Genomic DNA, 22,145 nt, shown 5'->3' with positions numbered 1-22,145 from the left:
TGCGTATCTCACTGGCGGACTGTAAACGTCGCGCCTATGCCACCATCCAGGGGATCGAGCCCGGCGTATGACCATCTACTTACTTCCAGCAGATAACGCCCGCAAACCGGGCGATCTTAACGACCCCCCGCAGGCCGAGGACGAGGTAGCCGAGCGCGACCTGAATCCGCCCTGCGTGCTGGTGTTCAATGCCAGCGACCCCAGCGGCGCGGGCGGGCTGGGCGCCGACGCGCTGGCCATGGCCTCGGTGGGGGCGCACGTGCTGCCCGTCGTCACCGGCGCCTACGCCCGGGACACGGCCGAGATTTTCGACCACTTCGCCTTCGACGAGGAAGCCATCGCCGAGCAGGCGCGCTCGATCCTCGAGGACGTCGAGGTCCAGCTCATCAAGGTGGGCTTCGTCGGCACGCCGGACGCGCTGAGCACCATCGCCGAGACCGCCGCCGACTACCCCGACGTGCCCGTGGTGGCCTACATGCCCAACCTGTCGTGGTGGGACGAAAACCTGATCGAGCCCTACCTGGACGCCTTCCGCGAGCTCGTTCTGCCCCAGACGACCGTGTTGGTAGGAAACCACAGCACGCTGTGGCGCTGGCTGCTGCCGGACTGGAACGGAGAGCGGCCACCCACTGCGCGCGACATTGCCAAGGCCGCCGGCGAGTTCGGCGTGGCATACACGCTGGTGACTGGCCTGGTGCTGCCGGACCAGTTCATCGACAACGTGCTGGCCTCGCCGCAGTCGGTGCTCACGAGCGAAAAGTACGAGCGCCTCGAAGCCGTGTTCACCGGCGCCGGCGACACCCTGTCGGCCGCGCTGGCCGCCCTGCTGGCCAGCGGCACCGACCTCGTGGCCGCGACCACCGAAGCGCTGGCCTACATGGACCGCTGCCTCGACGCGGGCTTTCGCCCCGGCATGGGCCATGTGCTGCCCAACCGCCTCTTCTGGGCCGAACCGGAAGACGACGAAGAGGATGAAGACCCGGACGCCCCGCAGGACTTCGCCCTCCCCCCACACGACACCCGACACTGAAATGTTGCTCGCCCCCAGGCTGCGCGCACTTCGTGTCGCTTCGCCTACCCCCTACCGGGGGCGGGCCGGCCGCTTCGGGCGGCCGTGCGCGGCGGCCCCCACTGAAAAAACCCTGCTGAGTCCCGATGCCAAATACTGACCGCAACAACACCCTTTTCGAACGCGCCCGCGCCGTGATCCCCGGCGGCGTCAACTCGCCCGTGCGCGCCTTCAAGGCCGTGGGCGGCACGCCGCGCTTCATCCAGCGCGCGCAAGGTGCCTATTTCTGGGACGCCAACGACAAGCGCTACATCGACTACATCGGCTCCTGGGGTCCGATGATCCTGGGCCACGGCCATCCCGCCGTGGTCGAGGCGGTGCAGAAGGCCGTGCTCGAAGGCTTCTCCTACGGCGCGCCGACCGAGCGCGAGATCGAACTGGCCGAGGCCATCCTCGCGCTGGTGCCGTCGATGGAAATGGTGCGCCTGGTCAGCTCGGGCACCGAGGCCGCCATGAGCGCGCTGCGCCTGGCGCGCGGCGCCACCGGCCGCAAGAGCATCATCAAGTTCGAGGGCTGCTATCACGGCCACGCCGACGCGCTGCTCGTGAAGGCCGGCTCCGGCCTCGCCACCTTCGGCAACCCGACCTCGGCCGGCGTGCCGCCCGAGGTGGTGCAGCACACCATCGTGCTGGAGTACAACAACCTGCAGCAGCTGGAAGAAGCTTTCGCACTGCATGGCAAGGACATCGCCTGCCTGATGATCGAGGCCATCGCCGGCAACATGAACTTCGTGCGCGCCACGCCCGAATTCGCCAGGCGCTGCCGCGAGCTCTGCACGCAGCATGGCGCGCTGCTGGTGTTCGATGAAGTGATGACGGGCTTTCGCGTGGGCCTGCATGGCGCGCAAGGCGTGCTGGGCATCAAGCCCGACCTCACGGTGCTGGGCAAGGTCATCGGCGGCGGAATGCCGCTCGCGGCCTTCGGCGGCCCGCGCGCGATCATGGAACAGCTCGCGCCGCTGGGTCCGGTCTATCAGGCCGGCACGCTGTCGGGCAATCCGGTGGCCACGGCCTGCGGCCTCGCCACCTTGAAGGAAATTGCCAAGCCCGGTTTCTACGAGGCGCTCGGCAAGAGGACGCGCTCGCTGGTCGACGGCCTGAAGGCCGCAGCGGCCGCCGAGGGCCAGCCCTTCAACGCCGACAGCGAAGGCGGCATGTTCGGCTTTTTCCTGATGAAAGATCTGCCGCAAAACTATGCCACCGTGATGACAACCGACAACGCGAAATTCAATGCGCTGTTTCACGGTTTGCTCGATCGCGGCGTGTATATTGCCCCCGCGCTTTACGAGGCAGGCTTCGTGAGCGCAGCCCACAGCGACGACGACATCGCCGCCACCATCGAAGCCGCAAGACAAATCTTCAGAACCCCCTAGCCCATGAACTCCCTGCGCACGCTGCCGGTCTTGAGCATCGCTCTTCTCATTCCCGGCCTCGCGTCAGCGCAGGACTCTTTCGACCTGAAGAAAGTCTGGATCAACCCGGGCTTCTACTCGGCGCACTTCGACAGCGGCAAGGGCCTGGAAAACGTCAACCAGGGGCTGGGCTTCGAGTACCCGCTGAACGACACGTACCGTGTCACGGCGGGTACCTTCCGCAACAGCGACCGCCGGCAGTCGAACTACCTCGGGCTGTATGTACTGCCCATCGAGTTCTACGGCGTGAAGTTCGGCGCCGTGGTCGGCGGCTTCGACGGCTACCCCAACTACCGCAACGGCAACTGGTTCCCGGCCATCCTTCCGGTGGCGGCCATCGAAGGCAAGAACTGGGGCCTGAACATCGCCTACGTGCCGACCATCAAGAACCGGCTCTATGGCGCCGTCACCTTCCAGCTGAAATACCGGTTCGGGGAATAGGCTCGCCCCAGGCTACGCGCACTTCGTGTCGCTTCGCCAACCCCCTACCGAGGGCAACACCTGCGGCCCGGCAAAGCCGGCTCCGCGGTGTTCCTGAAGGAGCCTCTCGTCAGTGCCTGAAGTGGCGCACGCCTGACAGCACCATCACCACGCCGCGCTCGTCCGCGGCGTCGATCACTTCCTGGTCGCGCATCGAGCCGCCCGGCTGGATGACGCAGCTCGCGCCCGCGTCGACCACCACGTCGAGGCCGTCGCGGAACGGGAAGAAGGCGTCGCTGGCGACTGCCGTGTCCTTCAGCGAAAGGCCGGCGTGCTCGGCCTTGATGCTGGCGATGCGCGCGGAGTCGAGGCGGCTCATCTGGCCGGCGCCCACGCCCATCGTCATGCCGTTGGCGCAGAAGACGATCGCGTTGCTCTTCACGTACTTCGCGACCTTCCAGGCGAACAGCAGGTCTTGCAGCTGCTGCGGCGTGGGTTGCTTCTTGCTGACCACCTTGAGGTCGTTGATCGACAGCTCGTGGTTGTCGGCGGTCTGGATCAGCAGGCCCGAGCCGACGCGCTTGACGTCCATGGCGTTGCGGCCGTTGTCCCAATCGGTCGCGCCGCCACGGGAGCCAGGCGACCCTGCGGTCGCGGGCAGTGCGATTTCGAGCACCCGCACGTTGAGCTTGGCCTTGGTGGCCTGGAACACTTCGAGCGCCTCGGGCGTGTAGCCCGGCGCCATCAGCACTTCGACGAACTGCTTGGCAATTTCTTGCGCGGTGGCGCCGTCGACCGGGCGGTTGAAGGCGATGATGCCGCCGAAGGCCGAGGTCGGGTCGGTCTTGAAGGCCTTGCCGTAGGCTTCGGCCGCATCCTTGCCCACTGCCACGCCGCAGGGGTTGGCGTGCTTCACGATCACGCAGGCCGGCACGTCGAAGCTCTTCACGCATTCCCACGCCGCATCGGCGTCGGCGATGTTGTTGTAGCTCAGCTCCTTGCCCTGCAGCTGCTTCGCAGACACCAGCGAGCCGGGCGCCGGGTACAGGTCGCGGTAGAACGCGGCCTGCTGGTGCGGGTTCTCGCCGTAGCGCAGATCCTGCACCTTCACGAAGCGGCCGTTGCTCTGCGCCGGGAACAGCGAGCGCTTGGGCGCGCTCTGGCCGATGCTGGCGTCGAAGTCGATGGCCGAGAGGTAATCGCTGATGGCGCCGTCGTAGTCGGCGATGCGGTTGAACGCAGCCACGGAGAACGCGAACTTGGTCTTGTCGCTGAGCTTGCCGTCGGCCTTCAGCTCGGCCAGTGCCACCGCGTATTGCGATGCGTCGGTCAGCACGCCGACGTCTTTCCAGTTCTTGGCCGCGCTGCGCACCATGGCCGGGCCGCCGATGTCGATGTTCTCGATCGCGTCTTCGAGCGTGCAGCCGGGCTTGGCAACGGTGGCTTCGAAGGGATAGAGGTTGACGATCAGCAGGTCGATGGTGTCGATGCCGTGTTCCTTGATGGCCGCCACGTGCGCGGGCAGGTCGCGGCGCGCCAGCAGGCCGCCGTGGATCTTCGGGTGCAGCGTTTTCACGCGGCCGTCGAGCATTTCGGGAAAGCCGGTGTGGTCGGCGACTTCGGTCACCGGCAGGCCGGCGTCGGCCAGCAGCTTGGCGGTGCCGCCGGTGGACAGCAGCTTGATGCCCAGCGCATGCAGCGCCTGGGCGAATTCAAGGATGCCGGTCTTGTCGGATACGGAGATGAGTGCAGTCTGAGCCATGGATATGCCGTGGAGTTATTTCAAAAGTTTGTGCTCGACCAATTTCTTGCGGAGCGTGTTTCGGTTCAGGCCGAGCCATTGCGCGGCCTTCGACTGGTTGCCCTCGGCGCGCGTCATCACGACATCGAGCAGGGGTTTCTCGACCACGCGCACGAGCATTTCGTACATGCCGTCGGGTTCGGTGCCGCACAGGTCGCGAAAGTAGCTGTCCAGACTGGTGCGCACGCAGTCCTCGATGTGTTTCTTGCTCATTGCTTCTTCTCTTCTTCTCAATCGACGGCACAAGCCGCCTCCTCTTCACCAGACAGTTCGCTGTCTGCCTCGTGCTGCACGGGCATGCGTTCCATGCGGTCCGCCAGCCCGTCGAAATAGTCGCCGACCGCGCGCAGCTGCTCGCCGCAGTCCTCGATGGTGTTCATGCGCGCGCGAAACGCCTCGCCCTCCGGCAACGTGCGTACGTACCAGCCGATGTGCTTGCGCGCCGTGCGCACGCCGCTGTAGTCGCCGTACAGCGCATAGTGCTCCACGAGGTGGTCGAGCAGCAAGCGGCGCACTTCCGCCACCAGCGGCGGCGCGCGGTGCGTGCCGGTTTCCAGGAAATGCGCGATCTCGCGGAAGATCCACGGCCGTCCCTGCGCGGCGCGGCCGATCATCACCGCGTCGGCGCCGGTGGCCGCGAGCACGTCGCGCGCCTTCTCGGGCGAACGGATGTCGCCGTTGGCCACCACCGGCACGCGCACCGCAGCCTTCACCGCGGCGATGGTGTCGTATTCGGCGTGGCCCTTGTAGCCCTGCTCTCGCGTGCGGCCGTGCACCGTGAGCATCTGCACGCCGGCCGACTCGAAGTCGCGCGCCAGCTTCACGGCGTTGCGGTGATCGTGGCTCCAGCCGGTGCGCATCTTCAGCGTGACCGGCACATTGAAGGGCCGCGCGGCATCGACCACCGCCTGCACGATCTCCAGCGCCAGCGGCTCGTCGCGCATCAGCGCCGAGCCCGCCCACTTGTTGCAGACCTTCTTGGCCGGACAACCCATGTTGATGTCGATGATCTGCGCGCCGCGCTCGATGTTGTAGACCGTGGCCTCGGCCATCATGTCGGCGTCGGTGCCGGCGATCTGCACCGCAATGGGGCCCGGCTCGCCGTCGTGGTTGGCGCGGCGCGATGTCTTGAGCGTGCCCCACAGCTCCTTGCGCGAGGTGACCATCTCGCTGACCGCGTAGCCCGCGCCCAGCGCGCGGCACAGCATGCGGAAGGGCCGGTCCGTCACGCCGGCCATGGGCGCGACGAACAGGCGGTTTTCCAGCGTGTGGGTGCCGATCTGCAAGGTCATTTGGGAGGAGGCGGTGCGCGTTCGGCTGCTGAAAAATGAGGCACGATTGTAGCCACGTGGCATTTCAGCGACTGAAACGATTTGCGCCTGGGTACCAGTGAAAACACGGGTGCATGCCGGGGCCTTATCCCACGCTGGCGCGACGTGAGCGCTGCCTATACTGCGCGACCCTATGCAAGCCTGGCTCGACTCCCTCCTGGCGCTTCTGGCGCTGCCGCAGTACGGTCTCTCTACCCTGTTTGTCGCCGCGTTCGTCTCGGCGACCCTTCTGCCGGTGGGCTCCGAGCCCGTGCTCTTCGGCCTGCTCAAGCTCAACCCCGACTTGTTCTGGCCGGCCATCGCGGTGGCGACGGTGGGCAACACGCTGGGGGGCGCGGTCGACTGGTGGATGGGCTACGGCGCGCACAAGGTGGCCGACAAATACTCGCACTCGAAACACCATGTGCGGGTTTTGGGCTGGCTGGAGAAGCTCGGCCCGAAGGCCTGCCTGCTGAGCTGGCTGCCGGTGGTGGGCGATCCGCTGTGCGCGGTGGCGGGCTGGCTCAAGCTGCCGTTCTGGCCCTGCGTGGCCTACATGGCCATCGGCAAGTTCCTGCGCTACGTCACCATGACGGTGGCTCTGCTGCAGATCTTCTGATCGGCTTCGCCCCGCCCCGTATCAGCTCAGCAGGCCGTAGGGACCGCCGCGCTCGAGCGCGCGCTTGTACGCCGGGCGCGCGTGGATGCGCTCCAGGTAAGCCATGAGCTTCGGCCGCTTCGCATCGAGCCCGCCGCGCGCCTGCGCCGCCTCGACCGGAAAGCTCATCTGGATGTCAGCGCCGGTGAACACGTCGCCGGCAAACCATTCGCTCTTGCCGAGCTCGGCCTCCATGAAATTCAGGTGGCTCACGATGTTCGGATTGATGAACGCCGACTTCGTCTTGCTTGCGATGGCCTTGGCAATCGGCTTCGCGAAGAACGGCATCTTTGTGGTCTCGATGCGGTCGAACACCAGCTTGAGCAGCAGCGGCGACATCGCCGAGCCTTCGGCGAAGTGCAGCCAGTAGCGATAGCGCACCGCATCCGGCGTGCCCGGCGCGGGCGCGAGACGGCCGTTGCCGAAGCGCTCGATGAGCGTCTCCACGATCGCCCCCGACTCCGCGAGCGTGAGCCCGTCACCCGTCGTAACCACCGGTGACTTGCCCAGCGGATGCACGGCCCGCAGCGAAGCGGGCGCCAACATGGTCTGCGGATCGCGCTGGTAGTGGACGATCTCGTAAGGCAGTTCGAGCTCTTCGAGCAGCCAGAGCACGCGCTGCGAGCGCGAATTGTTGAGGTGGTGGACGGTGAGCATGGGGGCGGATTCCTTTGCCAACCTGAACGAGGCGCGTAAGGCCGATGAGGCAGCGGCGCATTGTGCACCCAATGGCCGCGCATCAACGCGGGTCATACTTCCCGGAGCAGGCATTGAACAGCACAGTCAAAACACTCAGGTTGCCTTTGACCGCACTGATTTTGGTGGGCACCTCTCCCGGGGGGTATCTGCGCGCAGTCGCCAGCTCCTTGCATCTATAGCCAAGCTTCGGCACACGGTACGACAGGTAAGCGAGAAGCTCGTAGCCGACGAATATGTCGCGAAACGGCGCAACGCGCGGATCCAGCAGCATCTTTCGGCTATAGGCGCGAAATCCTTGGGTCGTATCGGTCCAATGAAAGCCCGAGAACAGGCTCAGCATCGGCGCGTGCACACAGCGGATGGCAATGTTCCGCAGGAGGGGCGTGTTTTCCGCCACTCCGCCAACGACGTAGCGCGAAGCCTGCACGAAGTCCACGCCCTCTTCGATCGCCTCGATGAAGCGGGGTATGGCGTCGGGGTCATCCTTGTCGTTGCCATCGATCGACACGATGCCTTCATACCCTTGGTCCAATCCAAACGCATACACGCAGCGGAGCTGGGCACTCAGCTTCCCCGGCCCCGTCTTGACCAGCAGGCCTCGGACTCCCTTGCCTTGCAGGACTCGCGGCTCGAGAGACCCGTCTTTGCTGCCTCCGTCCACGATGATGATGTCCGCATGCTCGGCGATGCCCAAAGCCGCCATGCGATCGAGCAGGTTGCCAATGCGTCGCCCTTCATTGATGACAGGTATCACCACGCAATGGGAACGGCGCTTGCCCGACCAGAAAACGATGTCGTGGGCGGGAACCTGCCAGGCCGAACGCGAACCGGGGTTTGAGGAAGAAGTCATGCGGGATCGACAGAGAACCTTGCGACGCGCCGGGCGGGGGCGCCCGGGAAAACCAGGAGCCGCTTCACCGCGCCCCCTCGGCCCACTCTCCCCGGTAGTTTTCGACTGCGACCTTCAGTGCTCGGCCGATGGACTCGAGATGCGATTCGTCCGCCGTTGCCACCATCTCGATGCAGACCATGGATTCGGCCAGGTGCTCCCGCAGAACGTCTGCCATCCTGCGATGGTCCGTGCCTCGGCTGCCCAACGGCGCCAGGTCGGGTTCGCTGGCATGGATGTGGCCGATCAGCGAAGCGCACTCAGCCACGACTGCCTCGGGATTTTCATTGTTGATGACGACGGCTCCAATATCCAGCTGCATGCGGATCGCAGGATGCCCGAGCGCCCTGACCACCCTGGCGGTTTCCTCGCTGGTGGTCATGAAGTTGGCGCCGTACCGCACCGGATTGGGCTCAAGGCAGACGATGACACCGTCCTGAGCAGCCCTGTCTCCGAGGCCTTGGAAAAACTCCAGGGCGACATCGAGCGCATCGGCGTCTGTCAAACCCGTTCGATCCCGATTCCTGGGCGAACCGAACACCAATCGCGTGGCGCCGAGTACGCCGCCTATCCGGCAGACCGCGCCAAGTTGCTCCGACAGCGCCTGCCGGGATTCAGTTGAGCCGAAGACATTGAGCCCTGGCTTGCCGAACAGCAGCGCCTGCATGCCCGTGATTTCAATGCCGCGTTCCGACCACCAGCGGCGAACCTTGAGCATGTCGGCCTCCGTCGCCGACCGGGGTTCGGGAAAGTATTTGCCCGGCGCGATGTCGATCGCATCGATGCCGTGGTCCCGCAACAGGGCAAGCACCGCAGCGTCTTCCGCGACATCCCATGCAATGTTCGAAATACCCAGCCTCATGGAGCACCGCCTTGCGCAACCTTCGCTGCTTTCACCTCGGACTGGGCATAGGCTCGCACAGCTTGGAGCGACTCACGCTGGCTATATTGGTAGGAGCCCGAGCCTCCGAAAAGCGCGGCGTACCGGGTCCGCATGTCGTAGGTCGTCGGGGGACCGGGCAATACATGGTCGAAAGGCTTGTCGAACGCTTTGCTGGCCACATCGGCAACGCTGACCGGTTCCGCCGTGAGGTGCACCAGTTTCAAATCGGCATTCAAGGCGAGCTGGATATCGTGCCAAAGATTGACCATGGGGTAGAACTGGAAAACACCGCGGCCATCGATGGCATCGAGGTTGTTGTCGTTCAAGAAATCGAAGATGACGTTCTTGCGCAATCCCGGTCCCACAAGGCCTGGAAGCCGAACGATCAGGGACTGGCTGAACCGCTGCTCGATGAATTTCTCGAGCATGCGCCGATGTCTGCCGTATGCGTGCAGTCCATCTTCGTTTACCAGGCTGTCTTCGTCGATGCCTATTGGCAGCTGAAAGACGTCAACAGTGCTGATCAGAACAAAGGTCCGGCATGTTACCTTTTCGAGGTGACGCAGAAGATCTTCGATGTTTCTCCTGTCGCTTTCCGGGTCGCGGTTGGCGAGCCATTTTTGAGCAGGCGCGGCGGCGCAAAAAAGGAGATCGAACTCCGAACCTTGAATCTGCTCGATATTCGACGACCGGAAAACTGCTGAAAAGTCTCGCTGCCTTTGCAACGTGGACCCGACGAATCCGCTATGGCCGATGAGTCCGCTCTGGTGTCTCATGCTCCGCATTCCTTTGCCTCCTCGAGGTTGGAGAAAATTCTGTAGGGCTCCATATGTTTCAGGTATGCGGCCTTTTCCGTATCGGTCATGCGCCCAAAGTTCGAAGGAATGAAAGCCGCCCGAAAACCCGTCCGTGCTCCGTACCGGGGAGCGAGGCTCATCACCTCGTCTTTGAAGATGTAGGTGATGTCTGGGGTATTCCGATGGCACTTCGACAGAGCGGATATCGCCAACTCGACGTCGGCTTGCTGCTTCTCCCCCTGGATGGAAGCTTTTGCCATTTCAAATAGGCTGAAACCACCGATTGCAAATGAAGCAATGATCGATCCCAGCATCGCGTACCTGTAGGCCGAGGCATGCCCTCTCGAGCCTGCTTGCAATTGATCCGAAGAAAAAATAAAAACAGCGGAAAAACAAAGAAAAATCAAAGCAAAATATCTTTGATCGAAATATCCGGTCAACAGGTATGGAGCAAGCGACGCGGCTCCCACAAGAATAACTACTAACGCCGTCCATCTTTGTCTTTTTTCGATCCGCGAAAGGGACGCGAGAAAAAATCCAAGCGAAATAATCACCAACGGAAATTTTAACAGACCGCCCAGAAAGGAAGCGAGCAGCGGGAATATATTTCCAAGCCATCTGAGCACCCACAGAACCGGTGCATTGGCGGCGGCAAGCTCGGCTTTTGCGGGAAAGTCGAGCACAAAAGCCTTTGCAACGGAAGCCGCCACCCAGCTATTGTCCGATATCCACATTTTCCCGAAATACACATAGGAATAAACAATCCACGGCAAAAGCCCGGCAAGAAATCCAAGCAAAGCCAGCGCACGAAAAAAATTGCTCGCCTTCCTGATCAAGAAGCACACAAAAATTGCCAGGAATCCATAAACCAAAAAATCGAAACGAACCAGCGCAGAGGCTCCAAGAAACAATCCTGCGACAAAAGGCCGAGCCCTGATCAGGCAGCAAATTCCCACGAGAAATGCCAGTATTGCGGCAGGAATAGATCGCCCGGCCAGTACTTCGTCCAAGTATCCCGGGTAGAGAAACAGCGCGGATGCTACCGCGGTTACACCAAGCCTTGAAACCCCAAGCCAGCGTCCCGCCTGTGCAATCAGCCACCAGCTTGCCGCAGCAGCCAGAACATTCAGGACAACCGCAACTCTTGGATCTGCACCTGCGACGAGCTGCAACAACGAAATCAGCACCGGATAGCCCAGAGGGAACGAGGCCGAGTGCACTTCGGAGAAGTAACTTCTGTAGGTATTGAATTCGTAAAATCGCTCGCTCCAGATGGTCTTTGCCAACTCCAGATAAGCCCAGCTATCGGGGGAAAATGCACTGGCCCCCACAATGCCTGCCGTTGCAATCAGCAATAGCATCGCGCTAGCAAAAGGCAGCACTCCGACTCCGGAAATTTTTTCCCTCATTCTTCTTCAACCCCAGAAAAACTCACAAGCCGACCATCAAAATGTCCAGGGCATCGTAGATATTGTCTATCTTCCCGCCCAACAGCGAAAGCATGCCCTTGGGCTCCCGATGCATTTCAAAAAGAATGGGGCGCCCATCGTCGCTTTCATTCTTTACCAATACCGTTTTTATTTCGAACAGAGATTTTTCGTAGACCGCATCTCTTATGGCAGGCATGTAGCGCGCAGCATCGCGTACCATCCTGTCGACCCGAGTTACCTGAGAATATTCTTCCAGACGCCGGTATGGATCTATATTGAAATCGTCGATCCAATGCATGTGCGGTGTGTAACGAACATGAGACAGGCTGTGCAGGTTTTCGGCGGGGAACGGCATCACAGAGAAAAATGGTCCATCCATGACCGTCACGCCCAAGCCGGAAAGAACCGAGGGCATCTTCATCAAGGCCAGTTCCGTGATTTCCTGCTTCAGCCTAGTGCTGGTCCCATGAAAATCACCCGCCAACTGATTCAAGCCGCTGTATGAACAGTTGAAGACCCAGCGGCATCTGATGGTCTTGCTCTTTTCGCCGTTGCCTTCTAGTTCGACCTCCAGCTCCCGATCCTCCACGGTCAAGATCTTCCTGGCAGAGGTCTTCAACAAGACTTCGACGCCGCATTCATTCAGTTCCTCGCGTGCCTGATGTGCCAGTACCGCCGCATCGAAGGCGTATTCCTGCGCGAGATACACATCTTCGATCAACCGCTCTTCGAACAGGCGGCGATGGTTCAAATCCGCAGGTTCGAGGGTTGCGCCGATCTCCTTACAGAATCGCATGAACTGCCGGGCCGTGACTTTGGAGTTTCTTCTGGCAATCGCATAGAGCTTGGTGAAATCCTTTCTCACCGCATCCGGCCAATCGCGCACGAACCTCGGCAGATTGACTCGGCTTCTGTGAGCCGTGACAAAGCTTCTGGGGTAGTGATAGCCATTGTGGACGCGCGCCTGGTTGTTGTAAGACGCGCGCGTCATCAGCGCGGATTCACGTTCGACCAGAAGTACCCGGGCGAGCCTCCTCTGCTTTGCCAGATGAACCGCAAGGGCACAGCCGTAGAAGCCGCCCCCGATCACCACCGCGTCGAACTTCGTGTCCATGCGTTCAGGTGAACCTGTCGGCCGCGGACTCCGGGCAGGGCCGGGAGTGCAGCTTTTCGACGTTCAGCTTTTCGTGGTGCGTCATGCGAACGCTGGTGAATTCCTGCCCCACGTAGTAGAGCGGGCCCTCGGTGGACAGACTCACCATGTTGAGAATGTATTCACCCAGCACCCAGAGAACCAATGAGATAAGAAAAAACATGCCCGACTGCTGCAGCGACATGCTGATCCAGCCTTCAGCGACGTGCGCTTTCAGCAACCCGACTGCGACCACGTAGCCGGAGTAGAGAAGATTGGCCACGGCGCCAAAGAGAGACAGGCTGGTGACGATGCGCATCGGCGCTCTCGTCGTAGACACGATCAGCCTCATTCCCTTGTCGATGCTGTTGATGAGGTGCTTGGCATGCCTCGCCTTGGGTTCGGCGCTGTATGTGAGATTGGTTCTCGCGAAGCCGCCCGTTGCCGGCAGATGCCGGTAGGTCAGGGCCGGCTGCGGGTGCTGCATGATGAAGTTCACCACGCGCTTGCTGAGCACCCTGTAGTGCGGCGCTTCCTTCGCCAGGTGAAGATCGTTGAACCACTTGTAGAGAACATTGAATGCCGCAAAGGCCAACCGGTAACTTAGGCTTTGAGGCGGACGCCGGTCATTTGCGGCAAAGACGACATCGGCTCCCGACACTGCATGCTCGAGCATGGTGGGGAGATAGTTGATGTCCTCCAGCATCGGGTCGATCACGACGACAAAATCCCCTAACGCGTTCTCGAATCCGACCCAGGACCCGCTATCGGCGTCCACCTCCTTGGCAAGTGCGTAGACTTGGAGATTCGGCATGCCGTGCTCACCGGTCAAGCTCTTGAGGGCGGCCACGCTGTCATCTTCGGATGCGTTGTCCACGATGATCAATTCGTAGTCGCTCACCAATGTGCCCAGGCAATTCGATATGTCGCCGACAATCTGCCCCAGCTCATTGGCCTGATTGCGCACGACACAAACAACGGATAGAAAAATCGGGAAAAAAGGCATCGTGGAATCTTATGTTGCATCCATGGCGCAGCCTAAACATTTCTGGATCGCAAGACTTCGACCCGCTGCGTGACCGCTCCAAGGCCGGCAAGGACATGCCGACGCAATTTCCGCGCTGTCGAATGGCCCGGGAGCCGATGCGCAAATAGCCGAGCCGCCCGGCATTGCAGCTCGCCTTCAATGCACCCGCAGGCGCGGGTGCCGATACTCGTCGACCAGATTAAGAACTGAACAGGAAGTTCATCACGTCGCCATCCTTGACGACGTATTCCTTGCCTTCCGAGCGCATCTTCCCCGCGTCCTTCGCGCCCTGCTCGCCCTTGAACGCGATGTAGTCCTCGAAGGCGATGGTCTGGGCGCGGATGTAGCCCTTCTCGAAGTCGCCGTGGATCACGCCGGCCGCCTGGGGGCCGGTGTCGCCGATGTGGATGGTCCAGGCGCGCACTTCCTTCACGCCGGCGGTGAAGTAGGTCTGCAGGCCCAGCAGCTTGAAGGCGGCGCGGATCAGGCGGTTCAGGCCCGGCTCCTCCTGGCCGATCTCGGCGAGGAACATCTTCTTGTCTTCGTCGTCCATCTCGGCCAGGTCGGCTTCGATCTTGGCGCAGATGGCGACCACGGGGGCGCCCTGCTTGGCGGCGTACTCGCGCAGGCGGTCGAGATACGGGTTGTTCTCGAAGCCGTCTTCCGACACGTTGCCGACGAACATCGCGGGTTTGGCGGTGATGAGCGTGAAGCTCTTGACCAGCGGCAGCTCTTCCTTGGTGAACTCGAGCGCGCGCACCGGCGTGTTCTCGTTCAGCGCGGCCTGGCAGCGCTCGAGCAGGCCGACGAGCTTCTGCGCGTCCTTGTCGCCGGAGCGGGCGACCTTGGTGTGGCGGTGCAGCGCCTTCTCGACCGTGGCCAGGTCGGCCAGGCAGAGTTCGGTCTGGATCACTTCGATGTCGGAGATCGGGTCGACCTTGCCGGCCACGTGGATCACGTTCTCGTCGTCGAAGCAGCGCACCACGTTGACGGTGGCGTCGGTCTCGCGGATGTGCGCCAGGAACTTGTTGCCCAGGCCTTCGCCGGTGCTGGCACCTGCCACCAGGCCGGCGATGTCGACGAACTCGACGATGGCGGGCACCACGCGCTCGGGCTTGACGATCTCGCTCAGTTGGGCGAGCCGGGGATCGGGCACTTCCACCACGCCCACGTTGGGCTCGATGGTGCAGAAGGGATAGTTTTCCGCTGCGATGCCGGCCTTGGTCAGCGCATTGAAAAGGGTGGATTTACCGACGTTGGGCAGGCCGACGATGCCGCATTGCAAACTCATGGGAGGTCCTCTTGGGTAACCGGCGATTTTAGGCGAGCATGGCTGCATGCCCGCCCGGCAGGTCTTGGAACCGCTATTAACCACTCCCGGAAAGCTCAGGGTTAGCCCCGATGGGCAAACGTTTGCGCAAACGTTTCCCTTGGTTAACATCGGAGCCCCCGGCAAAGACCGGCGTACCGCTTTGATCAACCACCTCAGGAGACATTCACCATGAAATTCACCCGCCGTACCCTGCAAAGCGCTGCTGCATTGACGCTGCTGGGCGCCATCGCCGGAACGCCCGCCTTCGCCCAGGACAAGCCGAAGGTCGCGCTGGTCATGAAGTCGCTGGCCAACGAGTTCTTCCGCACCATGGAAGACGGCGCCAAGGCGCACCAGAAGGCCCACGCCTCCGAATACACGCTGGTGGCCAACGGCATCAAGGACGAGACCGACACCTCCGCCCAGATCAAGATGGTCGAGCAGATGGTGGCGCAGAAGATCAACGCGCTGGTCATCGCGCCGGCCGATTCGAAGGCCCTGGTGCCGGTCATCAAGGCCGCCATCGACAAGGGCATCCTGGTGGTCAACATCGACAACCAGCTCGACGCCGCCGCGCTCAAGGAAAAGGGCATCCAGGTGCCCTTCGTCGGCCCCGACAACCGCGCCGGCGCCAAGCTGGTGGGCGACGCGCTCGCCAAGGAGCTGAAGTCGGGCGACAAGGTCGGCATCATCGAAGGCGTGTCGACCACCTTCAATGCGCAGCAGCGCACGCTGGGCTATCAGGACGCGATGAAGGCCGCCGGCGTGACGGTGGTGGGCGTGCAGTCCGGCCAGTGGGAAATCGACAAGGGCAACACGGTGGCCGCCGGCATGCTGCGCGAGCACCCCGACCTGAAGGCGCTGCTCGCCGGCAACGACAGCATGGCGCTGGGCGCCGTGGCCGCAGTCAAGGCCGCCGGCAAGACCGGCAAGGTGCTGGTCGTGGGCTACGACAACATCGGTGCCATCAAGCCGATGCTGAAGGACGGCCGCGTGCTCGCCACGGCCGACCAGTTCGCCGCCAAGCAGGCCGTGTTCGGCATCGAGACGGCACTGAAGGCCATCGCCGACAAGAAGAAGCAGGCCGACATGCCCGCCGAAGTGAAGACCGACGTGGTGTTGGTCACGAAGTAATGCTCGCCCCCAGGCTTCGCGCACTTCGTGTCGCTTCGCCTTCCCCCTACCGGGGGCAACACCTGCGGCCCGGCGGAGCCGGTTCCGCGGTGTTTCTGGAATAAGGTTGCCAATCGATGGCTGATAACAATCGCAGCGCACCCGTGCTCTCGCTGAGCAGCATGGGCAAGGACTATGCGGCGCCGGTGCTGGACGACGTCTCGCTCGTGCTCAACGCCGGCGAAGTGCTGGCCCTCACGGGCGAGAACGGCGCCGGCAAGAGCACGCTGTCGAAGATCGTCTGCGGCCTGGTGCAGCCCACGCGCGGCCAGATGCTGCTCGACGGCAATCCCTTCACGCCCGGCTCGCGCCGCGACGCCGAGCGGCTGGGCGTGCGCATGGTCATGCAGGAGCTGGGCCTCGTCACCACCCTCTCGGTGGCCGAGAACCTGCTGCTCGACCGCCTGCCCAACAAGACCGGCTGGATCCGCCGCGGCAAGCTGCACGAACTGGCCGCGCGCCAGCTCGCCAAGATCGGCATGGAGAACATCGACCCGGCCACGCCCGTGGCGCGGCTGGGCATCGGCCAGCAGCAGATGGTGGAGATCGCGCGCAACCTGCAGGACGACACGCGCGTGCTGGTGCTCGACGAGCCCACCGCCATGCTCACACCGCGCGAAACCTCGCACCTGTTCGAGCAGATCGACCTGCTGAAGGCGCGCGGCGTGGCCATCGTCTACGTGTCGCACCGCCTGGAAGAACTGCAGCGCATCGCCGACCGCGTGGCGGTGCTGCGCGACGGCCGGCTGGTGGACGTGCGCGCCATGGCCGGCGTGCGCGAATCCGAACTGGTGCAGCGCATGGTCGGCCGCGCGGTGCACGAGCACGAAGGCCGCGAGCGCCGCACCGCCGGCCCGGTGCTGCTGAGCGCGCGCGGCATCGGCCGGGCGCAGGTCGTGCGCGACGTCGACATCGACCTGCACGCGGGCGAAGTCATGGGCCTGGCCGGCCTGGTCGGCTCGGGCCGGACCGAACTGGTGCGGCTGCTGTTCGGCGCCGACCGCGCGGACCGCGGCGAGATCACCCTCCACGAAAACGGCCAGCCCACGCAGCACGCGCGCAAGGGCTGGCGCTCGCCGATGCAGGCCATCCGCGCCGGCATCGGCCTCGTCACCGAAGACCGCAAGTCGCAGGGCCTGCTGCTGACGCAATCGATCCGCGTCAACGCCACGCTGAGCGACCTGGGCGCCATCTCCCACGCCGGCTGGCTGCAGCGCGCCAAGGAGCGCGGCATTGCGCAGAAGCTGGTGGAACTGCTGCGCATCCGTTCGCGCAGCATCGAACAACCGGTTGCCACGCTCAGCGGCGGCAACCAGCAGAAGGTGGTGTTCGCGCGCTGGCTGCACCGCGAATGCAAGGTGCTGCTGCTCGACGAGCCCACGCGCGGCGTGGACGTGGGCGCGCGCGCCGACCTGTACGCCGAACTCGACCGCATGACCGACGCCGGCAAGGCGCTGCTGATGGTGTCGAGCGACCTGCGCGAACTGATGGCCATGTGCGACCGCATCGGCGTGATGAGCGCCGGCCGGCTGGTCGCGGTGTTCGAACGCGGCGAGTGGACCGAACAATCGCTGCTCGCCGCGGCATTCAGCGACGCGGCAGGACGCGCCGCCAACAATCCGCCGACGGCATCCCCCGTTTCCGATTCGACCCCGGTTACCGCCGACACAAAATGAACGCCGAAGCCTCCACGAAATCCACCCCGCCGTCCTCGCCCTCCGCACTCAAGGGCCAGCTCGGCACCTACCTGGGCCTGACGGTCGTGCTCGTGGGCATGATCGCGCTCTTCGGGTCGCTCAGCGAATACTTCCTGACGCGCGAGACCTTCGTCTCCATCGCGAATGAAATTCCAGCGCTGGCCGTGATGGCAGTCGGCATGACCTTCGTGCTGATCATCGCGGGCATCGACCTTTCCGTCGGCTCGGTGCTTGCGCTGAGCGCGGCCGTCACGGCCGCGGCCATCCTCGAATGGAAGCTGTCGGTGCCGGTGGCCGCGGTGCTGGGCCTCGTCACCGGGCTCATCTGCGGCACGGTCACCGGCGCGGTGTCGGTCGCCTGGCGGCTGCCGAGCTTCATCGTCTCGCTGGGCATGCTCGAGGCGGTGCGCGGCGGTGCCTACCTGGTGACCGATTCGCGCACGCAGTACGTGGGCGATGCCATTTCGGGCCTGGCCGCGCCGTGGATCGGCGGCATCTCGGCCGCCTTCGTGCTGGCGGTGGTGCTGGTCGTCATCGGGCAGCTGGTGCTCACGCGCACGGTGTTCGGCCGCCACGTGGTGGGCATCGGCACGAATGAAGAAGCGATGCGCCTGGCGGGCGTCGACCCGCGCCCGATCCGCATCATCGTTTTCGCCGTCACCGGGCTGCTGGCCGGGCTCGCGGGCCTGATGCAGTCGGCCCGCCTCGAAGCCGCCGACCCGAATGCCGGCGTCGGCATCGAGCTGCAGGTGATCGCGGCGGTGGTCATCGGGGGCACCAGCCTCATGGGCGGGCGCGGCTCGGTCATCAACACTTTCTTTGGCGTATTGATCATCGCGGTGCTGGAGGCCGGCCTCGCGCAGGTGGGCGCCAGCGAGCCGAGCAAGCGGATCATCACCGGCGCGGTGATCGTCGTGGCCGTCATCATCGACACGTTGCGCCAGCGCCGTGCCGAACGCCGGCTGGCCTGACAGCACCCCGCCAACCAGGAAAAGGACAAGCCCCATGGCCACCATCAAGGACGTCGCGCTCAAGGCCGAGGTTTCGGTCACCACCGTCTCGCACGTGGTGAACGACACGCGCCACGTGAGCGCCAAGGTACGCGAGCGCGTGGAGCTCGCCATCCGCGAGCTGGGCTATGTGCCCAACGCGATGGCGCGCAGCCTGAAGAGCAACACCACTTCGACGCTGGGCATGCTGATTCCCAACAGCTCGAACCCCTACTTCGCCGAGATCGTGCGCATCGTGGAAGACCGCTGCTTCGGCGCCGGCTATACGCTGGTGCTGTGCAACACCGACGACGAGCCCCACCGCCAGAGCGTCTACCTGCAGGTGCTGGCCGAGCGCCGCATCGACGGGCTGATCGTGGTGTCGACCGGCGCGGGCGACGAAGAATCCCTCATGAAGCAGCTGCGCGGCCTGCGCATGCCCACCGTGCTGGTCGACCGCGAGATCGCCGACCCGGCCTGCGACCTGGTGGAAACCGCGCACATGCAAGGCGGCCTGCTCGCGGTGCGGCACCTGCTGTCGCTGGGCCACAAGCGCATTGCCTGCATCGGCGGGCCGGTGGGCGTGATGCCGAGCGAGCAGCGCATCGAGGGCTGGCGCATGGCGCTGGCCGAGACCGGCGCAACACCCGACATCGCGAACGCCGAAGCGCTGCTTTGGCGCGGCGGCTTCACCAGCCAGGGCGGCTACGAGGCCATGCACGCCATCCTGCGCACCGAACAGAAACCGTCGGCCGTGTTCGTCTGCAACGACCTGATGGCCATCGGCGCGCTGCGTGCCGCGCACGAAAGCGGCGTGCGAGTGCCGGACGATCTTTCGATCGTCGGCTTCGACGACATCGAACTCTCGGCCTATACCAGCCCGCCGCTCACCACGGTGGCACAGCCCAAGGAGCGCATCGGCGCGCTGGCGGTCGACATGCTGCTCGAGCGCGTCGGCGGCAAGCGCCGCGATGCGCGCAAGGTGGTGCTGCAGCCCGAACTGCGCGTGCGCGCCTCGACTGCGCGGCACGCGAGTTTCCGCGAGCCCGCCGCTCCCGTTCCGGCCGAAACGCCTTCCACGCAAACACGAAAGTCCCGCACCCCGTGAGCCTGAAGCCTTCCTCCAGCAGCCCGGCCCAGGCCCCACGCATCGTGGTGCTCGGCAGCCTCAACATGGACCTGGTGCTGCGCGTGCCGCACGCGCCGGCCGCGGGCGAAACCCTGCTGGGCCATTCGATCGCCACCATCCCCGGCGGCAAGGGCGCCAACCAGGCCGTGAGCTGCGCGCGCGAAGGCGCTCAGGTGCGGATGATCGGGTGCGTCGGCGACGACGCGCACGGCTCGGCACTGCGCGATGCGCTCCAGCGCGACGGCATCGACACCGCCGCCCTGCGCACCGTGGCCGGCGAGCCCACCGGCACGGCGCTGATCCTCGTGGAAGACGGCGGCCAGAACCGCATCGTGATGATTCCCGGCGCCAACGCGCGGTTGGAGGTCGACGAAGCCGCGCTGACGCAGCAGGTGCAGGGCGCGGCCTTCCTGGTGGCGCAGTTCGAGACGCCGCTGGACCAGGTCGCGCGCGCCATCGCCGTGGCGCATGGCGCGAGCTGCAAGGTGATGCTCAACCCCTCGCCGGTACAGGCGATCGCCGAGCCCCTGTGGCCGCTGATCGACACGCTGGTGGTCAACGAGATCGAGGCGCAGACGCTGTGCGGCCAGTCCGCCGACAGCCCGCAGGAAGCGGCGCAGGCCGGCCGGGCGCTGCGCGCCAAGGGCATTGCCCGCGTGGTCGTCACGCTGGGCGCGCGCGGCGCGGTGGCCGTCGATGCCGACGGTGCGCGCCACCATCCCGCGCCCAAGGTGCAGGCGGTCGACACCACGGCCGCCGGCGACACCTTCCTGGGTGCGCTCGCGGTCGCGCTGGGCGAAGGCCAGTCCTTCGACGAGGCCGTGCGCCTGGGCATCCGCGCCGCGGCGCTATGCATCCAGCAGCCCGGCGCCCAACCCTCCATTCCGCAGCGTAACGCCGTGCTGCTCAGCCCGCTGCCTCCCGACTGGATCAAGCTGTGAAACGCTCCCCCCTGCTGCACGCGGAACTGTCCCATGTGATCGCCTCGCTGGGCCACGGCGACATGCTCGTGCTGGGCGACGCCGGCCTGCCGATTCCCGACGGCCCGCGCCGCATCGACCTGGCCGTGGCGCGCGGCGTGCCGAAGCTCACCGACGTGCTGCAGGCGGTGCTGTCGGAGATGCAGGTCGAAGGCATCGTGGTGGCCGGCGAAGCGCTGGACGACGCGAAGAACCTGCCGGGCTGGTATCCGCAGTCGCTGGGCATCGCGCCGCAGACGGTGTCGCACGAGGAATTCAAGCGCCGCACGGCGAAGGCCCGGGCCATGGTGCGCACGGGCGAATGCACGCCCTACGCCAACATCATCCTGGTCGCCGGCGTGAAGTTCTGAAACGCCGCTCGGGCGCCGGTCACTCGAACTTGTAGTTCGCGCCCACCGCCTGCCCGACCTTGAGCACGTGCTCCACGCCCTGGATCACGATGCAGTTCATGCCGAAGGTGATGCCGCCGTCCACGCGCGGATCGGCGCGGTAGGTGCGCAGGGTGTTGCCGACCTCGGGGCTGCTGAGGGCGGTGGCCGGGTCGATGTCCGGGATCGGGCAGCGCGTGCAGGGCTTGACCGGGCGCAGTTCGGCTTCGCCTTCGCCGGTGGTGATGTGCAGCGCTTCCACCCGGTCCTCGTCGTGCGACTCGATGCCCGCCAGCACGATATTCGGTCGAAACCGCTCGATGCCCACGGCATCGTGGCCCTGCGCGGCAAGGCGCTCATTCAGCTCGGCCAGCGAGCCTTCGCTCGCCACCAGCACCGGGTAGCCGTCGGCGAACTGGTTCTCGGCCTCGATGCCGCCGGTCCACTTCAGGCTGGACAGGCGCTTCTGCCCGGGGTCGAAGCGCACGAGGCGCAGGGTCTGCGGCTTGCCGGGCTCCGACAGGAAATCGCTGAACCACTGGGCGGCGATGTCGCCCATGTCGTAGGCCGCCACTTCGTCCTTCCAGACGCGCACGCGCACCGGCTTCTCGACGCGGTCGAAGGCCAGGTGCAGCGCCAGCATGCCGGGCGCGCGCAGCACCACTTCCATGAGCTTCATCTGCGGCTTGATCAGCGCCATGCGCGGCAGCTGCCGCTGGGTGACGAATTCGCCCTGGGCGTCGACCACCATCCAGGCGCGGTCGAACTCCAGGCCGGTCTCGGTCAGCAGCACTTCGGGAAGCTCGACCCCGCCGCAGGACTTGACCGGGTAGATGAACAGGCGCGCGATGGTGGCTTCGAGGTCGAAAGCGGGCTGGGACACGGTGGGGGTTCCTTGGAAATCGGCGGCAATTGTCCCGCAGCTTTGGAAAGTACCCTGATCCCTTCCAGGGATACCGCGGAACCGGCT

At 64.4% G+C, this 22,145-nt stretch carries 22 protein-coding genes; 10 read left to right on the top strand and 12 right to left on the bottom strand.

What is annotated here, in order from left to right:
- The first annotated feature begins 67 nt into the window (after window positions 1-67).
- From thiD to ACWV14_RS05380, 3 genes are all read left to right on the top strand, one after another.
- A complete protein-coding gene (gene thiD, locus ACWV14_RS05390; protein ID WP_454907805.1) occupies window positions 68-1,030 on the top strand; it encodes a bifunctional hydroxymethylpyrimidine kinase/phosphomethylpyrimidine kinase in 963 nt (320 codons plus the stop codon).
- 125 nt (window positions 1,031-1,155) lie between these two features.
- On the top strand, window positions 1,156-2,442 hold the full coding sequence (gene hemL / locus ACWV14_RS05385; RefSeq protein ID WP_454907806.1) for a glutamate-1-semialdehyde 2,1-aminomutase: 1,287 nt from the start codon (window positions 1,156-1,158) through the stop codon (window positions 2,440-2,442).
- 3 nt (window positions 2,443-2,445) lie between these two features.
- A complete protein-coding gene (locus tag ACWV14_RS05380; protein ID WP_454907807.1) occupies window positions 2,446-2,922 on the top strand; it encodes a hypothetical protein in 477 nt (158 codons plus the stop codon).
- 109 nt (window positions 2,923-3,031) lie between these two features.
- Here the strand turns inward: ACWV14_RS05380 and purH are convergent, their stop codons facing one another.
- The 3 genes from purH to dusB are packed head-to-tail and all read right to left on the bottom strand — an operon-like array spanning window position 3,032 to window position 5,994.
- Window positions 3,032-4,663, bottom strand: coding sequence for a bifunctional phosphoribosylaminoimidazolecarboxamide formyltransferase/IMP cyclohydrolase (gene purH / locus ACWV14_RS05375; RefSeq protein WP_454907808.1), 1,632 nt, complete (start codon window positions 4,661-4,663; stop codon window positions 3,032-3,034).
- 15 nt (window positions 4,664-4,678) lie between these two features.
- The gene (locus ACWV14_RS05370) at window positions 4,679-4,915 is read right to left on the bottom strand and encodes a Fis family transcriptional regulator (protein WP_454907809.1); all 237 of its coding nucleotides are present in this window, start codon (window positions 4,913-4,915) and stop codon (window positions 4,679-4,681) included.
- 17 nt (window positions 4,916-4,932) lie between these two features.
- The gene (gene dusB / locus ACWV14_RS05365) at window positions 4,933-5,994 is read right to left on the bottom strand and encodes a tRNA dihydrouridine synthase DusB (RefSeq protein ID WP_454907810.1); all 1,062 of its coding nucleotides are present in this window, start codon (window positions 5,992-5,994) and stop codon (window positions 4,933-4,935) included.
- 172 nt (window positions 5,995-6,166) lie between these two features.
- Here dusB and ACWV14_RS05360 point away from each other — a divergent pair, with 172 nt between their 5' ends.
- Window positions 6,167-6,631, top strand: coding sequence for a YqaA family protein (locus ACWV14_RS05360; protein WP_454907811.1), 465 nt, complete (start codon window positions 6,167-6,169; stop codon window positions 6,629-6,631).
- Between the two features lie 21 nt (window positions 6,632-6,652).
- Here ACWV14_RS05360 and ACWV14_RS05355 read toward each other — a convergent pair whose 3' ends face one another.
- The 8 genes from ACWV14_RS05355 to ychF all read right to left on the bottom strand — a co-directional run bounded on the left by ACWV14_RS05355 (window position 6,653) and on the right by ychF (window position 14,818).
- Window positions 6,653-7,327, bottom strand: coding sequence for a glutathione S-transferase (locus tag ACWV14_RS05355; protein WP_454907812.1), 675 nt, complete (start codon window positions 7,325-7,327; stop codon window positions 6,653-6,655).
- Between the two features lie 82 nt (window positions 7,328-7,409).
- Window positions 7,410-8,219 (bottom strand): glycosyltransferase family 2 protein, encoded by an 810-nt coding sequence (locus ACWV14_RS05350; protein WP_454907813.1) that lies wholly within the window; start codon window positions 8,217-8,219, stop codon window positions 7,410-7,412.
- A gap of 64 nt (window positions 8,220-8,283) precedes the next feature.
- Window positions 8,284-9,120, bottom strand: a complete 837-nt coding sequence (locus tag ACWV14_RS05345; RefSeq protein ID WP_454907814.1) for a sugar phosphate isomerase/epimerase family protein — start codon at window positions 9,118-9,120, stop codon at window positions 8,284-8,286.
- Complete coding sequence (locus tag ACWV14_RS05340) at window positions 9,117-9,917, bottom strand: pyridine nucleotide transhydrogenase (protein ID WP_454907815.1); 801 nt, start codon at window positions 9,915-9,917, stop codon at window positions 9,117-9,119. The genes ACWV14_RS05345 and ACWV14_RS05340 overlap by 4 nt, the downstream gene beginning before the upstream one ends.
- Window positions 9,914-11,347: a hypothetical protein gene (locus ACWV14_RS05335; protein ID WP_454907816.1), complete on the bottom strand. Its 1,434-nt coding sequence runs from the start codon at window positions 11,345-11,347 to the stop codon at window positions 9,914-9,916. The genes ACWV14_RS05340 and ACWV14_RS05335 overlap by 4 nt, the downstream gene beginning before the upstream one ends.
- Window positions 11,348-11,369: 22 nt before the next feature.
- The gene (locus tag ACWV14_RS05330) at window positions 11,370-12,482 is read right to left on the bottom strand and encodes an FAD-dependent oxidoreductase (RefSeq protein ID WP_454907817.1); all 1,113 of its coding nucleotides are present in this window, start codon (window positions 12,480-12,482) and stop codon (window positions 11,370-11,372) included.
- A gap of 4 nt (window positions 12,483-12,486) precedes the next feature.
- Window positions 12,487-13,506: a glycosyltransferase gene (locus tag ACWV14_RS05325; RefSeq protein WP_454907818.1), complete on the bottom strand. Its 1,020-nt coding sequence runs from the start codon at window positions 13,504-13,506 to the stop codon at window positions 12,487-12,489.
- A gap of 220 nt (window positions 13,507-13,726) precedes the next feature.
- Window positions 13,727-14,818: a redox-regulated ATPase YchF gene (ychF, locus tag ACWV14_RS05320; protein ID WP_422084955.1), complete on the bottom strand. Its 1,092-nt coding sequence runs from the start codon at window positions 14,816-14,818 to the stop codon at window positions 13,727-13,729.
- 210 nt (window positions 14,819-15,028) lie between these two features.
- Here ychF and ACWV14_RS05315 point away from each other — a divergent pair, with 210 nt between their 5' ends.
- From ACWV14_RS05315 to rbsD, 6 genes are all read left to right on the top strand, one after another.
- Window positions 15,029-15,973, top strand: a complete 945-nt coding sequence (locus ACWV14_RS05315; protein ID WP_454907819.1) for a substrate-binding domain-containing protein — start codon at window positions 15,029-15,031, stop codon at window positions 15,971-15,973.
- 116 nt (window positions 15,974-16,089) lie between these two features.
- Window positions 16,090-17,688: a sugar ABC transporter ATP-binding protein gene (locus ACWV14_RS05310; RefSeq protein ID WP_454907820.1), complete on the top strand. Its 1,599-nt coding sequence runs from the start codon at window positions 16,090-16,092 to the stop codon at window positions 17,686-17,688.
- Window positions 17,685-18,680, top strand: a complete 996-nt coding sequence (locus ACWV14_RS05305; RefSeq protein ID WP_454907821.1) for an ABC transporter permease — start codon at window positions 17,685-17,687, stop codon at window positions 18,678-18,680. Before ACWV14_RS05310 ends, ACWV14_RS05305 begins: the two co-directional genes overlap by 4 nt.
- A gap of 34 nt (window positions 18,681-18,714) precedes the next feature.
- Window positions 18,715-19,806, top strand: a complete 1,092-nt coding sequence (locus ACWV14_RS05300; protein WP_422084951.1) for a LacI family DNA-binding transcriptional regulator — start codon at window positions 18,715-18,717, stop codon at window positions 19,804-19,806.
- Entirely contained in the window at window positions 19,803-20,768 is a 966-nt protein-coding gene (rbsK, locus tag ACWV14_RS05295; RefSeq protein ID WP_454906173.1) for a ribokinase, read from the top strand. The genes ACWV14_RS05300 and rbsK overlap by 4 nt, the downstream gene beginning before the upstream one ends.
- Window positions 20,765-21,157 carry a D-ribose pyranase gene (gene rbsD, locus ACWV14_RS05290; RefSeq protein ID WP_454906175.1) on the top strand — a complete coding sequence of 131 codons (393 nt, stop codon included), beginning with the start codon at window positions 20,765-20,767 and terminating at the stop codon, window positions 21,155-21,157. The genes rbsK and rbsD overlap by 4 nt, the downstream gene beginning before the upstream one ends.
- Window positions 21,158-21,176: 19 nt before the next feature.
- On the opposite strand, the gene ACWV14_RS05285 is transcribed toward rbsD, so the two are convergent.
- Complete coding sequence (locus ACWV14_RS05285) at window positions 21,177-22,058, bottom strand: MOSC domain-containing protein (protein WP_454906177.1); 882 nt, start codon at window positions 22,056-22,058, stop codon at window positions 21,177-21,179.
- Window positions 22,059-22,145 lie beyond the last annotated feature (87 nt).

This window comes from Variovorax durovernensis, from assembly GCF_977011995.1.
This window is presented reverse-complemented; position numbering and strand designations above follow the sequence as displayed.